At 46.1% G+C, this 14,103-nt stretch carries 13 protein-coding genes (1 of these 13 only partly in view); 6 read left to right on the forward strand and 7 right to left on the reverse strand.

Annotation, left to right across the window (positions count from 1 at the left end):
• Nucleotides 1-326 carry the end of a long-chain fatty acid--CoA ligase gene (locus MJ595_RS04535; RefSeq protein ID WP_263081308.1) on the forward strand. Its footprint begins 1,240 nt before the window's first position, so the window shows 326 of its 1,566 coding nt (coding positions 1,241-1,566); its start codon lies off the left edge, out of view; its stop codon occupies nt 324-326.
• A gap of 55 nt (nt 327-381) precedes the next feature.
• Here MJ595_RS04535 and MJ595_RS04540 read toward each other — a convergent pair whose 3' ends face one another.
• The 3 genes from MJ595_RS04540 to MJ595_RS04550 form a co-directional block, all read right to left on the reverse strand.
• Nucleotides 382-1,941, reverse strand: a complete 1,560-nt coding sequence (locus tag MJ595_RS04540) for a SulP family inorganic anion transporter (protein WP_263081309.1) — start codon at nt 1,939-1,941, stop codon at nt 382-384.
• A 395-nt stretch (nt 1,942-2,336) separates the two neighbouring features.
• Nucleotides 2,337-2,696: a 1-deoxy-D-xylulose-5-phosphate synthase gene (locus MJ595_RS04545; RefSeq protein WP_263081310.1), complete on the reverse strand. Its 360-nt coding sequence runs from the start codon at nt 2,694-2,696 to the stop codon at nt 2,337-2,339.
• Nucleotides 2,697-2,726: 30 nt separating this feature from the next.
• Nucleotides 2,727-2,903, reverse strand: a complete 177-nt coding sequence (locus MJ595_RS04550) for a hypothetical protein (RefSeq protein ID WP_263081311.1) — start codon at nt 2,901-2,903, stop codon at nt 2,727-2,729.
• Nucleotides 2,904-3,114: 211 nt separating this feature from the next.
• Between MJ595_RS04550 and uvrD the strand changes: the two genes are divergently transcribed.
• The gene (gene uvrD / locus MJ595_RS04555; RefSeq protein WP_263081312.1) at nt 3,115-5,280 is read left to right on the forward strand and encodes a DNA helicase II; all 2,166 of its coding nucleotides are present in this window, start codon (nt 3,115-3,117) and stop codon (nt 5,278-5,280) included.
• A gap of 360 nt (nt 5,281-5,640) precedes the next feature.
• Here uvrD and MJ595_RS04560 read toward each other — a convergent pair whose 3' ends face one another.
• A complete protein-coding gene (locus tag MJ595_RS04560; protein WP_263078015.1) occupies nt 5,641-6,978 on the reverse strand; it encodes an IS1380 family transposase in 1,338 nt (445 codons plus the stop codon).
• Nucleotides 6,979-7,119: 141 nt separating this feature from the next.
• On the opposite strand from MJ595_RS04560, the gene MJ595_RS04565 reads away from it, so the two are divergent.
• Nucleotides 7,120-8,031: a hypothetical protein gene (locus tag MJ595_RS04565; RefSeq protein WP_263081313.1), complete on the forward strand. Its 912-nt coding sequence runs from the start codon at nt 7,120-7,122 to the stop codon at nt 8,029-8,031.
• Nucleotides 8,032-8,088: 57 nt separating this feature from the next.
• Here the strand turns inward: MJ595_RS04565 and MJ595_RS04570 are convergent, their stop codons facing one another.
• Nucleotides 8,089-9,642: a cryptochrome/photolyase family protein gene (locus tag MJ595_RS04570; RefSeq protein ID WP_263081314.1), complete on the reverse strand. Its 1,554-nt coding sequence runs from the start codon at nt 9,640-9,642 to the stop codon at nt 8,089-8,091.
• A 162-nt stretch (nt 9,643-9,804) separates the two neighbouring features.
• On the opposite strand from MJ595_RS04570, the gene MJ595_RS04575 reads away from it, so the two are divergent.
• Nucleotides 9,805-10,230: a hypothetical protein gene (locus MJ595_RS04575; RefSeq protein WP_263081315.1), complete on the forward strand. Its 426-nt coding sequence runs from the start codon at nt 9,805-9,807 to the stop codon at nt 10,228-10,230.
• On the opposite strand, the gene murI is transcribed toward MJ595_RS04575, so the two are convergent.
• Nucleotides 10,227-11,045, reverse strand: coding sequence for a glutamate racemase (murI, locus tag MJ595_RS04580; RefSeq protein WP_263081316.1), 819 nt, complete (start codon nt 11,043-11,045; stop codon nt 10,227-10,229). The two genes, MJ595_RS04575 and murI, sit on opposite strands and share 4 nt — an antisense overlap.
• 73 nt (nt 11,046-11,118) lie before the next feature.
• Complete coding sequence (locus tag MJ595_RS04585; protein WP_263081317.1) at nt 11,119-11,487, reverse strand: TraR/DksA family transcriptional regulator; 369 nt, start codon at nt 11,485-11,487, stop codon at nt 11,119-11,121.
• Nucleotides 11,488-11,618: 131 nt separating this feature from the next.
• On the opposite strand from MJ595_RS04585, the gene cdd reads away from it, so the two are divergent.
• Both cdd and MJ595_RS04595 read left to right on the forward strand, forming a co-directional pair.
• Nucleotides 11,619-12,533, forward strand: coding sequence for a cytidine deaminase (cdd, locus tag MJ595_RS04590; RefSeq protein WP_263081318.1), 915 nt, complete (start codon nt 11,619-11,621; stop codon nt 12,531-12,533).
• A 282-nt stretch (nt 12,534-12,815) separates the two neighbouring features.
• The gene (locus MJ595_RS04595) at nt 12,816-14,036 is read left to right on the forward strand and encodes a multidrug effflux MFS transporter (protein ID WP_263081319.1); all 1,221 of its coding nucleotides are present in this window, start codon (nt 12,816-12,818) and stop codon (nt 14,034-14,036) included.
• Nucleotides 14,037-14,103: the final 67 nt, after the last annotated feature.

Below are 14,103 nucleotides of genomic sequence, written 5' to 3' on the forward strand. Positions count from 1 at the left end.
ATCGGCTTAAAGATATGATCATCAGAGGGGGCTTTAATATTTATCCAAGAGAAGTTGAAGAAGTATTAATTACACACCCGGCTATTCAGATGGTTGCAGTGATTGGTGTGCCCGATGATCACTATGTAGAAGAAATTATGGCCTGCATAGTCTTGAATGACGGAGCTAAAGCCTCTCCTGACAGCATTAAAGAGTGGTCACAAAAACAGCTAGGAAGCTACAAATATCCCCGCCATATCAAAATTTTAGAACAACTCCCCCTGACCTCAACGGGAAAAATATTAAAACGGGAACTGCGTTCCCAGATAATCCCGGAACAGCTATAAACCCAATAAAAAAAAGCCCGGAAATTATCCAGGCTTTTTTATCACTTAATAGCTATCAGGCATTGGTGGCAACAAAGTACCGTGGATCCTCAATCACATTCACTTCAACCAGATTTCCAGCTTTACTCAGAAGCTGCTGACAGTCAAAACTCAGGTGGCGTAAATGCACTCTACGGCCACTGTTCATATAGCGCTCTGCCAACGCATCTATAGCCTCAAGGCCAGAGTGGTCACAAACCCTGGAGTCTGCAAAATCCACAATCACATCCTGGTTATCATCCCTGGGGCTGAATTGCTTAAGGAAATGACTGGTGGCACCAAAAAACAGAGGGCCATGGACTTTATACACAGTAGATCCCTTATCATCTTCAAGCTTTTCTACCCGAATCTGTTTGGCATGCTTCCAGGCAAAAACCAGAGCAGACACAATGACACCGATTAGCACAGCTACAGCCAGATCCGTTACCACTGTTACCGCAGAAACCAGGATAAGCACAAAAGCATCTCCTTTGGGAACCTTGCGAATAATACGGAAGCTGGCCCACTCAAAGGTACCGAGTACAACAATAAACATGACTCCCACCAGTGCCGCAACAGGAATCTTTTCAATCAGAGTGGAACCTACCAGAATAAATACCAGTAAGAACAGTGCCGCAGCAATACCAGAGAGACGACCACGACCACCGGAGTTCACATTAATCATACTCTGGCCGATCATGGCACAGCCGCCCATCCCACCAAAGAATCCGGTAACAATATTGGCAACACCCTGCCCTACACATTCACGGTTACTGCTACCATGGGTTTCAGTGATTTCATCTACCATGCGTAGCGTCAATAGCGATTCAATCAGGCCAATGGCTGCAAGAATCAGGGAGTAAGGAAGAATGATGGTTAAAGTCTCCAGATTGAAGGGCACTAAAGGTATATGAAAGCTGGGTAATCCTCCCGCAATCTTTGCAACATCACCCACATTCCGGGTATCCAGTCCCAGGAAGATGACCAGGCCACTTACAGTAACGATGGCTACCAGAGATGATGGGATAGCTGTCGTCAGTTTTGGCAGGAAGTGAATAATAGCCATGGTCAACGCCACCAGCCCCAGCATCATATAAAGGGACTCACCCTGCATCCAAGCAACATCAATAACACTGCCTTCCATAAGGGTGCCCGTTAACCAGCCGGCTTCCCCGTGGATACCAAACTGTCCCAGCTGGGCCAGGAAGATAACGATTGCCAGGCCGTTAACAAATCCAAGCATGACCGGATGGGGTACCATTCGGATAAACTTCCCCAGCTTTAATAGGCCTGCGAGAATCTGAAAGAGTCCCATGAGGACAACAGCAGAAAAAAGATACTCAACGCCATGGTTAGCCACCAGAGAGACCATAACCACCGCCAGGGCCCCGGTTGCACCGGATATCATTCCCGGACGACCACCAATGGCAGCGGTAATAAGCCCAACCATAAAAGCAGCATAGAGTCCAACCAGGGGTTCTACACCTGCCACAAATGCAAAAGCTACAGCCTCAGGCACTAGAGCCAGGGCAACTGTCAGCCCCGACAATAAGTCATTCTTGAGACTGGCAACCTTACTTGCCTGTAAATCGAACAATGCAGTCCTCCAAAAGACGCTAATATCAATGCAGCGGTGCCTTGTCAGACTATTTATTCACTTGCTCGAAAGCAAAAACGTACAGTCCTCCCGGCAGAGCCCCGCATAGAAATATATATAAAAAGGGATAAATATATGGATACAGGCGTACCCAGCGAATATCTGTCGGCTACATGCTCAATATCTGGTTATCATTATGCTCATGCTAAATGCAGTGACAGCTGAACCCGGATTCAGCTTTGTTGCAAACCAACGACTGAATTCAGGTTAAATAAGGGCGCGGATTCTAATGAACTCCCCAGTTAAAGACAACCAGTGGAATCGCCTAAAATAGAGAAACTGGGAGTAAGATAGGCAGTGAAAAACCTGCAAAAAAAAACAAAAATCTGCGTCAATTAAGCGTTGATGTACTGTAAGTACTCTTCATAAACATCTTTATCGATTTCAACGCCCTTGTTCCCCCCATAAAGACGATCATTTTGATCTTTACGTGGTCCTGAAATCCAATAGTGGTGACCAGACTCGACATCAAAGTAGTTTGCCTTAAACCCACTGCCTTTTAAGCTTTGAAATTTCTTCCCACGGTAGTAAAGCGTTTTTCCTGACTTTGAAGAATAAACCCTACCAATGCGGGCATCACCTTCCAACCCTTCAGACTTATCTTCGATATACATTATTCTAGATCGAGATAATTTAAATTCTGACGGAACTGCTTCTTCGCCGTCGAATTCCTGATCCTGCTGATAATTGCCCATGAAAATATTTAACGGTCAACAGAGCGTAGACTAGATATCTTCCCAGTAGTCATCGCCACACAAAGAACTGAGTCGCTTGGTTTCTTCCCGATCTTCCAAAGCACGTCGAATTTGAAGAGCTCGCTTGGAGCCTTTCTCATGAAGCTCTTCTTTTTGAATCCCCTGATCCAGAAGGAATTCTTTTTCGATTTTACTGTCCTTCGCCATAGCAGCATCCTCTTGTTATATTTTGTCGTATGATGCCTCTCGACGGTTCCAATTTTATTAAATCCAACCTGTACGTACAAGTACTAACTTTGTAGCGAAGTGTAAACCAATAATTACTTTCATGTATCTTTTACTTTTTTAATACCCATTGAGAAGACCCCCTAAAAGCTGCTTTACTGGCAATCAATGATTTCAAGCCTGAACCAAACTTATGGATGTAACACCAATTCTTGACTCCCTGAATGACGCCCAGCGCGAGGCGGTCACTTCACCTGTATCCTCCATGCTGGTTCTGGCCGGCGCCGGCAGTGGCAAGACCCGTGTACTTGTTCACCGTATCGCCTGGCTGGTACAAGCTGAGGCTATGTCCCCCTATTCCATTATGGCAGTAACCTTTACCAATAAAGCGGCAGCAGAAATGCGCTCGCGCATTGAATCGCTACTGGGTATTCCCCCCCGGGGAATGTGGGTAGGCACCTTCCACGGCCTGTCACATCGGTTGCTACGGTCTCACTGGAAAGATGCACGGCTCCCGGAAAGCTTCCAGATTCTCGACAGTGATGATCAGCTAAGGATTATCAAGCGAATTATGCGTTCCATGCAGCTGGATGAGCAGAAGTGGCCTCCCCGGCAGGCCCAGTGGTATATCAATAGTAAAAAGGATGAAGGGCTGAGGCCTGACTACATCGAGCCAGGCTATGATCCCTTTGAAAAGACCATGCTCACCGTTTACCGGGCATACCATGAATACTGTGAACAAGCCGGTGTGGTGGACTTTGGAGAGCTACTGCTCAGGGCTCATGAATTGATGCTGAAACGTTCTGATATTCTCCAGCATTACCAGCAACGCTTTCGCTATGTTCTGGTGGATGAGTTTCAGGATACTAACGCGGTGCAATACGCCTGGCTGAGGCTATTAACCGGTGACCAGGATAAACTGATGGTTGTGGGTGATGATGATCAGTCTATCTATGGCTGGCGAGGCGCCCGGATAGAAAATATACGTCAGTTTTCTGCTGATTTCTCCAAAGCAAAAACCATTCGACTTGAACAGAATTACCGGTCAACTGGCGCTATTCTGAAAGCAGCCAATGCTGTGATAGCCAATAACCCGGACCGCCTGGGCAAAGAACTGTGGACTGACGGCAATGATGGCGATCCCATCAATTTATACGCTGGCTTTAATGAAATGGATGAAGCCCGTTTTATTACCGATCGTATAAAGGACGCCATCAAGAAAGGGACAAGCCGTTCAGACATCGCCATTCTTTACCGCTCAAATGCCCAATCACGTATTCTTGAAGAAGCTATGCTGAAAGCCGCCATTCCCTACCGGATTTATGGTGGACAGCGCTTCTTCGAGCGGGCAGAAATCAAAAATGCCCTCGCCTATCTTCGTCTTACTAGCAACCCCCACGACAACACCTCCATTGAGCGAGTCATCAATATTCCCACCCGGGGCATTGGTGAAAAGACGGTGGAGAAGCTAAGGGAAGTGGCGCGAAGTCAGGATGTATCACTCTGGTCAGCAATTAACCATCTCACAAAACACTCACAAATAGGAGGTAAAGCGGGTCGCTCTTTAGCCAGCTTCGTTGAACTCATCCAATCCCTCAGCAATTCTGGTGATGAGCTGGAGCTGGGAGAGCTGGCAGACAATGTAGTGACCATGACCGGCCTGATAGACCACCACGGTAAAGAAAAAGGGGAAAAAGGAAGGGCCAGAATTGAGAACCTGGAAGAACTGGTCACTGCCTGTCGACAATTCGATATGGATGATATGGATCTGGAGGAAAGCGACGCTCCCATGTCCCCTCTGGATGCATTCCTGGCTCATGCCGCACTGGAGTCAGGGGAAAGCCAGGCCGATCAGTTCTCAGACAGTGTCCAGATGATGACCCTGCACTCAGCTAAGGGACTTGAATTTTCCACCGTATTTCTTGCCGGTGTGGAAGAAGGCCTGTTTCCTCACAAGATGTCTCTGGATGAGGGCAACCTTGAAGAAGAGCGCCGGCTTTGTTACGTAGGTATTACCCGGGCCATGGAGCAACTGTATCTGACCTACGCTGAAACCCGGCGGCTCTACGGCTCAGAAAGCCGTAACCGGCCATCCCGGTTTATTAAGGAAATTCCCGGAGAGCTGATTCAGGAAGTCAGACTAGGTGGCAGAATCACCCGGCCTGTTGCTGTTCGTAAGAACCCCGCATCACCGGATCATGGACTATCCCTTGGCCAGAGGGTTCACCATGATGTTTTTGGAGAAGGCGTAGTAGTCAACTATGAAGGGGAAGGCAAACAAGCCAGAATCCAGATTAACTTTGATACTGAAGGTAGCAAGTGGCTGATGATGGCTTACGCTAACTTGCAGGCGGTTTAATACTAAACCGCGCCCAGTTAGAAAACCACAGGCACACTTAACCAACCTCGGTTTTCTAACTGGACGCGGCTTAGCTCCCCGGTTCTATAATCAATCAATTCCTCTCTCACAGAGCAAGCCATCTATTATGTATAACCTGAATCCGTGATTTCTTGATTTGCCCGGCAGTTTTGAAAATGTGCTGATTAATTTTTTCCTTTGAAAATAACTCGGGTTATTGATTGAAGTGTTTTTATGTCGTTTTTAAGCATAAATGCTGATCAAAATATCATCAAACTTGAAGACAGGTTGAAAGAAGCCCTACCGTTATCAATACAGTACTTTCTCATTTATGGCATTTTTTTCTATCTCGCTATTCAATCAACAAAGTGCATGCTGGCTTATTAATTGATGGAAAGACCTGAAACCAGGACAGTAACGACCAAAGCGTAGCCGGTATTGATGTCCTTTTTTCAGAAGACGGGCAGCCAGGTAGATGAGTTCCTGTATCACGGTTTTTAACCGGCGTCGTTTGGCTTTATGACGTACCGGCGCATCTGGCCCGAGCAAGCAACTCTGCCCCATGTAGCGCAGAATGTTATAGACCAGTGCACCCAAACACATCACCAGGTCGTTGGTGTCAAACTTGCCTGAAGGCAGGCGCTCTAAATCCATATCAGTCTTCAACTCACTGTGAAACTGCTCGCTGGTCGCATGATCCTCATAAAGATTAATGATCTGATCATCGCTGTAGTCAGCTTCGCTGAGTGTTGTCCACCATCCTTCCAGCTCATAATCGGGTGTCAGAAATCTCTGCCCTACAGTATCAGTGGTACGCTTGATAATGCGAATAATCAGACGCTGGTTACCATAGTTGGTTTCATAGACGGTTGAGAGTGTCGCATAACTCTTTCCTGGACGCGACTCCTCCCATTTGACTTGCTTTTCTTCAAAAATGGGGAGCCAGTGTTCCTTGGTGTGATACTTTCTTGGGTTGAGCTTGATAATGTGATTCACACCTTTGAACCCGGCGATTTCCCGGCGCGATTCCTCAGCATCGTGGCCACTATCAAGGCGAACCAGAATAGGCGCTCGGGTCAAACGTCGGCTGCGGTGCAGCACTGCTTGTAAAAAGCCAATAAAATCATTCTGGGAGTGCTGAGAGCCTGGGCGTAATTCACATCCCAGGCACCAGCCTTCGCAGCCAAAGTAAGCGGCAATAGGGGCATAACCAAAGAATTTTTTATACGTGTACTCGACCCCCTCCTTTTTGGTATTGCTGTTATCCATAGGGAATACGTCGATATCCAGTGGTATGTGCTGCTTCTTATCGAGTTTTTTCGGAAGGGGTGTGACGGGCACCTGAAGATTAACCAGGACATCGGTAAGGCTGTCCTCGATGAAAGGAATCAGTTGGGCGGCATCTTCATTGAAACGCTGTCTTAAGCGGCTGGCTGAAGGCATTTGTTTAATGCCCATTGCCAACCGGAACCAGTCGTTATCCCGGTTATTATCAACATTATCAAAATCACTTTTACCCTGAGCCAGTTGGCCGCAGTAAGCTCTGATCAGGTCGATATGAGTGATACGGTGCCTTTTTTTTATTTTGCGCAGGGATTTGCTTAACGCTGTCTTTTTGTTGAGTGCATGACCAACGAAATAAAGCCCTGCGACCGGTGTATAAAATTCCGTCTGTGATTGTTCAATTTTCAGTTTCACAAAAATGCACCCAGGTGGTGAAAATTAGAGTGGGTGCATTTTAACTTGGAACTTACGTTTTGTGGTTGATCCAGAGGAGTTGGGCTACAGTGAACTCACGGATTCAGGTATAAAAAATTAAAATCACTAAGAATTATTATTTTGTTCAGCCTATTTACTTTTTCCAATAACCTCCAGGCTCTAACCTATGATGTTTTTCTACATACAGATAAGATTGGAATAATTGATCTGACTTCAGGCGAATTCATAGATAAAAAACATGATCCCAGAGATAATTCAATGCCCTATCTTGAGCTATACAGAGATCAAATCAATACAGCATTAGAATTAATCCATGCTATTTCTTCTTGTTTTAATAATAAACAATACTCTTATTATGGTTCTCTTAGAGAAGGAAGCGAAAATACAACGCTTACATTTCCTCCCCCATTTCAAAACCTTACTTATTCAATAAAAGATAGATTAGTTACAACTATTGTAGAGGGCTTATCCTTAGACATGATGATATTGCATCCATCAATGGAGGAATGTTCAGGCATATTCTTTCACTTAATCCTGGGATTCAATAGTATCCTTATGGAAAGAGGAGTCCCAATAGCAATCAGCGCTATAGCATCAGAAGAAAAACAACCAATAACTCCAGCAATGAGGGCCATACCCCCAAAGGCCATTACCATTATTCATGAAAAGCTGGAAGGAGCCTTTATTCATACCCAATCAATAACGCAACAGGTTAAAATAGAAATAATTCATAAAATGAGAAAGCTATTATCCCAACATCACAGCATGAATCCCGCACCACAAAATTCCCCGAAGGAAGAACAGACTAAGCCTCCCCTCCAATTTAATGAGCTTCAACAACGACTCGAGCAAATAAGTTTAACGCAGCAGGAAAATAGTGGAGAGGATAGAGTATTTAAAAGCCAAGGCAGAACAAGGCATTACTCAGAACCCTGCACAAAAAGAAAGAAATTTTATAGTGATAGCCCTAAACAAAGTCCTAATTTATCAAAAAAACGACATCATTCAGCATCAGGCTATGACGAAAAATAAGATGCCGCCTTTGCATCAGAATACTTTTAAAACAAACCCTATCTTTAGCAGCAAGGTTTATAAGCTATTTTGGTTCGCCAGGCACCAGCGTGCCCGTTTTAAAATAGCACTCTTTTCATCCTTACCCAACTTGTCCCAATTTTTATACACAAGGGCCACCCTTGGGTTTTTCTCAAGCCGCTTTCGATGCAGGGACATAAAATGCCAATAAAGGCTATTCAAAGGGCAGGACTTAGCCGAGGTTTTATCTTTTACCTGATAATAACAGCCACTACAGTAATCACTCATCTTGTTAATATAATTCCCACTGGCGGCATAAGGCTTAGAAGCCACCAGCCCTCCATCAGCAAACTGGCTCATTCCCCGGGTATTGGGCAGCTCCACCCATTCAATGGCATCTACATAAATACCCAAATACCACTGATCCACCTGGTCAGGGTTGATTCCTGCAAGTAAACAGTAATTACCAGTCACCATCAATCGTTGAATATGGTGGGCATAAGCAAATTCCAACGACTGGGAAATAGCCTGCTTCATACACGCCATACGGGTATTGCCCGTCCAGAAAAAATCAGGCAGATCACCACTGGCCTGCAACGCATTACAATTGCTATAAGCCGGCATATTAGACCAATAAACGCCCCGTATATACTCACGCCAGCCCAGAATCTGACGAATAAATCCTTCCACCTGGGCAAGGGATATGGTTTCTTTTGAACTCTGCCAGGCAGATAACACTGCCTGAATAACCTGCATGGGGTGCAGCATTTTAGTATTTAAGGCAAAAGACAGCCGGGAGTGATAAAGGCTCCATTGGTGGCGACTATTGCCCGTCATGGCATCCTGATACCGGCCAAAACAGGGAAGGCAGTGCTGACAAAAATACTGAAGTAACTGAAGTCCTTGCTTTCTGGTAACAGGCCAAAGAATGGATTCCGCAGTATGGCCGAATGAACGGATATGGTGCCGATGAACCCTCTCCAGAACCTCTTTAACCTTATTTGTGAACAACAGGGGTTCCGGTATATCTTCCAGTGCATCCGCTTTAAGCTTCTGCCGATTATCTGCATCGAAGTTCCAGCGCTCACCAACAGGCTTGCCGTCTTCTATCAATATATCGAAACGCTTTCGCATTTTTCGATAGAAGCTTTCCATCCTGCCGGGCTTGCCCGCTGGAAAATAGTGGGCAAGCTCTGAAAAAGGAACAAGGAAGTGTTCGGTATCACAAGCAGTCACAGTGACATCTTTGCCCAATGTTAACTGCTCCAGCTGTGTTTTTAGTCTGTACTCATCAGGGTGTTGATACTCAAATCGGGCAACACCGTATTTTGCCACAAAGTGCTGAATTAATTCAGGCAAGTCCTTAAAGGCCGCCGTGTCATCCAGAGTCATATGATGAACATGGTGACCCGACTTGGCCAAAGCATCAGCAAACTGTTTCATTGCCAGAAAAAATGAGCAGATTTTCTGTATATGGTGACAGACATAATCTGTCTCTTGCTTCAGTTCAGCAACAAGGTAGAGACAACGCTTATCTTTTTTGGAAAACCAACTGTGGCTGGCATTAAGCTGATCTCCCAGGATTAACCGAAGGGTTTTATAATTTTTCATGAATCCTTCCGGGTTTTCGATTTCTGCGACAGCATTCAGAGCAATATTTCACGCTCTCCCAATAGGGTTAAACCAGCTTAGTGCCAAGTGGGTCGCTTAAACAACCCCGGATATTGGTCGATACAGAATTGACATAATCCTCCATCGACACAGGCTGACAACATGGCAAAACACACCATCCAGCAGGCTATGGTATTGACCGGCAGGGGGCGAAAAACCCTTTACCGTTATATGGAAAAAGGTAAGCTTTCATACAGGGTTGGAGAGGATAACCGGCGCTATTTTGAGTCATCAGAATTACAGCGGGTCTTTGGCCAACTTCACTCCATTGACACACTGGAGGCATCCAGGCGCAAGAACAAAACCGACACACAGATTGACCTGCTCGTTATGCTGGTTGAGGAGCTAAAGCAGCTCACCGAAATGACCCAAAGCCAAATCACGCATTTGGAAGCCATTCAGAAAGCTGTCACACCTTCTGTATCACCAGCTCAGGAAGCACAAATAGAGGATAAACAGGCTGATACTGAAAAACACCACTATTCCGATATTATTCAGCGAATGAAGGAAGGTGTAGTTACCTCTTAAATCAAAGCGCCCTGATAATCAAAACTAATTAGCCTGGCAAAGCCCATAGTTTCCAGGGCCGGGGCTATTTTCCCATTATCAGACAATTCCCCGGTGTGGATGAAGATATCCCTGATCGCTCCCGCTTTTTCCTCAGGAGCCATCCCCAGCAAATAAGAGACCCTGCGAGCAATCGCAGCGCCTGAGTCCACCCAATCCACCGGGCATGGAACCACAGACTGCAGGAGATCCCTGAGCAGAGGAAAGTGGGTACAGCCCAGCACAATGACATCCGGCCGGAGTTTCCCTGCAAAAAAAGGCGCAACAATGGCTTTCAGGACTTCTTGAGCAATGGATTCACCCCGCAAATACTGTTCGGCAAGATGAACCAGTTCACTGGAGCCCACCCTGATCACCTGGCAATCACTGGCAAAATCATGAATCAGCTGATCTGTATACTCCCTGCGAACAGTACCTGGTGTCGCCAGCAGACCTATACACCGTTTTTCTGAACGTTCACTGGCGGTTTTAATAGCCGGTACAACGCCAACTACAGGAATATCGAGGATTTGCCTTACTCGAGGCAAAGAAACGGTACTGGCTGTATTACAGGCAATCACCACCAATGAGGGGTCATATCGACGGGTGAGTTCTGCCAGGTAGTGACAGGTTCGGTCAACCACCTCACTCTCAGAGCGTGAACCGTAGGGAAAACCTGCGCTATCTGAGCAGTAAATCACTTTCAGGGAAGGCAGCATTTGCTTAACCTCCTGATAGATAGTCAATCCTCCCACCCCGGAGTCAAAGATGATAATGGGTTGTGTCTGCTTCTGCATTAAGACTCAGTCATTATTTGTAAATCACTAAACCGCCTAGACTAGATCCTGGGGCATCATTTGCAAATAAGTATTATGAGCGGCTCCCTTCTTCCCTCTGACTTTGACACTTTAGACAATAAGCCGCTTCTGGCCGGGCTTTCAGTCGCGAATAGCCAATGTCTTCGTCACAATCCAGACAATAGCCATAGTCTCCGGTTTCCACCCTTGCTAATGCCGCCAGTACTTTCCTCAACTGCGCCTGATGCTGCTCCTTGTTTGCCAAAGCCATACTCTGCTGCTGAAGCGCATCCACCCTGGAGACCCGGCCATAGGCCTGCTGGTCAAGAACAACCGTCTGGGTTGAGTCTGCTGATACCTCTAAAGCCACCTTCAGCTCATGACGTAAGGTATCCAGAGTCTCCTTAAGTTCTTTCAGCTGTAACTCACTTAGCTCTTCCACTTCTTATTTCCCTTCTGCATAAATAAACCTTATCCGTAGAACTAACATAAATTCATACTGGACAAGTTTGTGAAGTCATGGCAGTTTTCTATGCCCATACACCAGCCGCCCTTGCGAGCCAGAGATCTGTCATGATCGCACCTGCATTTCACGAACAACTTTCCCAATACCCGGCAAACGCTGTTGCTATCCTCAATAATCTCAAAAACCAACAGGGTCGACTTGATCCCGACCAACTTCAGAAGTTGATGGTATGCCTTGACTTGTCTTGGGAACCCTTACTAAAAACATTGCTTACCCTGGCTGCATCCTTGAGCACTAACCCTGTTTCCAGGTTTGCTGTGGGTGCGATTGTTGAAGGCTATAGAGAACATGGACACGGGCCTTTATATTTTGGCGCTAATCTGGAGATGGCAGGCCATCCCCTGAAATATGCGATCCATGCAGAACAAGCTGCCGTCTGTAATGCCTGGCATCAGGGTGAAACCCGAATCCGCCGCCTTATTGTCAATGAAACCCCATGCGGCCACTGCCGCCAGTTCCTCAACGAATTGAATGAAGTGGATAAGACTGAATTTATCGTTAGCCATATTGGTAGCGAGAAAAAATCAGCCTATGGTATTTCAGACCTTCTTCCTGATTCCTTTGGACCAGCGGATCTTGGCCAGGAAGACCGTCTTCTTTCATCAACACCCGTCAAGATTGAGCTACCCTCACAATTGATCGAGGATGAACTGGCTGTTGCCGCTGCCAGGGCTGCATCAGCCAGCTATGCCCCCTATTCCGGATGCAACTCTGGTATTGCGCTTAGACTGAAAGATGGCCGTATAATAACCGGTCGTTATGCTGCTAATGCCGCATTTAATCCGGGAATGCCCGCTATAGAGTCAGCGCTGGTGAACTGGCGCCTTGCTAATCTTACTGCCACTGAAACTGAACTAACAGATGCCGTTCTAGTGGAAAAAAATGATGTCATTTCCCACAAGGCGATGACAGAGGCAGTACTGGCCGATCATGGCATCCGGTTGAGGTACATCGCTGTATAATTGCCAAGGGCTGTTGAGGTTCTTCTCGTTCCCGGCGTCTCGCTGGGAACAAGGGGCACACCTGTACAAGCATTAACGCCTGGTTGCACCAGAGAAGTTCACCCCTTCTTGCAAGATCGGCATATTTGCATAGTACCCTCAACTGGAAAAAGCACCTATAACAGGGTAGTCTGACCCGTTTCTTTCAACGCTCCCTAACTATCGAGACAGGATCATGGTCATAACACGACACTAAGCCACAACATCCTCCAATACGATGTTGTGGCATGATAGCGATAAGACATGCCACAGGTTGATAGCAAACAATCTTATGGTGAAATTGTGTCGTTAAAAAATAGATGGCGCCTTTCTCTTCAGCAGTCCCTGTTGTTAATGGTTCCTTTTGACCTTCTTGCTTCTTTAGGTATGGATGCTTACCTGCCAGCCATACCGGATATTACAGATACATTTTCAGCACCAGCCAGTACCGTTCAGCTAACCCTGTCTCTGTATATGCTAGTGCTTGGCTTAGGACAGCTTTTTTTTGGCCCTCTCTCCGATAGATACGGACGTCGTCCAATATTGCTTGGAGGTAATCTGCTGTTTATTTTCAGCTCCATTGGCCTGACTCTAGCACCCGGTATCGAAGCATTTATTATATTGCGTGTCTTTCAGGGTATCGGGGCTTCCGCCACTCTGGTAGCAACCTTTGCAGCCGTTCGTGATGCATTTGGCCACCAGAAAGAAAGCACTACGATTTATGCGCTACTGGGTGCAATGCTTGCATTTGTCCCAGCCTTCGGTCCAATGATTGGTGCAATCATTATTACCCTTTCTCACTGGAAAGTTATTTTCCTTATTCTGGCCGGTATTGCTATTTGTGCAGGCATACACGCTTTTTTCCGGTGGCCTGAAACCAGTGGAAACCATATCAGGGAACCACTGTTACCTATCTTTAAAAGCGTTATATCATCCCCGAAATTCTGGTTATTCACGCTGGCCTTTTCAGTGGCCATGGGGTCTTTCTTTGTTTATTTTTCCATAGCTCCTTACATTCTGATAGAACGACTGGGTTATTCACCCGCCAGTTTCAGCCTTCTCTTTGCTTGCGCAGCATTGGCAATGATTGTCACAAGCCGTTTTGTAGGACAAGTTGTCGAGCATCTTGGAACCAATAACACATTAAAACTGGGTATGAGCTGTATCCTTTCCGGGGCTATTGCAATGGCAATAGCCGGATATTTCTTAAATACAAGTGCAGCTTCTTTTATTATTCCCATGCTTCTTGTGGCTGTTGGCATCAGTTGTACCTGTGCTGTATCGGCTAACGGCGCTCTGTCTGATTTCCCAAAAACTGCTGGAACTGCGGTAGCTTTCTATTACTGTATTGAGGCAGTGATTGTCAGTGTATTCGGCTCCCTGGTTGTTACCCTGCTTCCTCCCAACACGGTATGGCCTTTGGTTGTATTTTGTGTATTGGGAGTAACCATCGTATTGGCGGCTATACATTTCATTAATGATTAAGCAGCAATTCCCGCAAACCAGATTCCGGCTGGCACATTTTCAGTTAATTAAAAATGATTTTATCGCG

It is taken from the genome of Endozoicomonas sp. Mp262, assembly GCF_025643335.1.
Lineage (GTDB): Bacteria > Pseudomonadota > Gammaproteobacteria > Pseudomonadales > Endozoicomonadaceae > Endonucleibacter.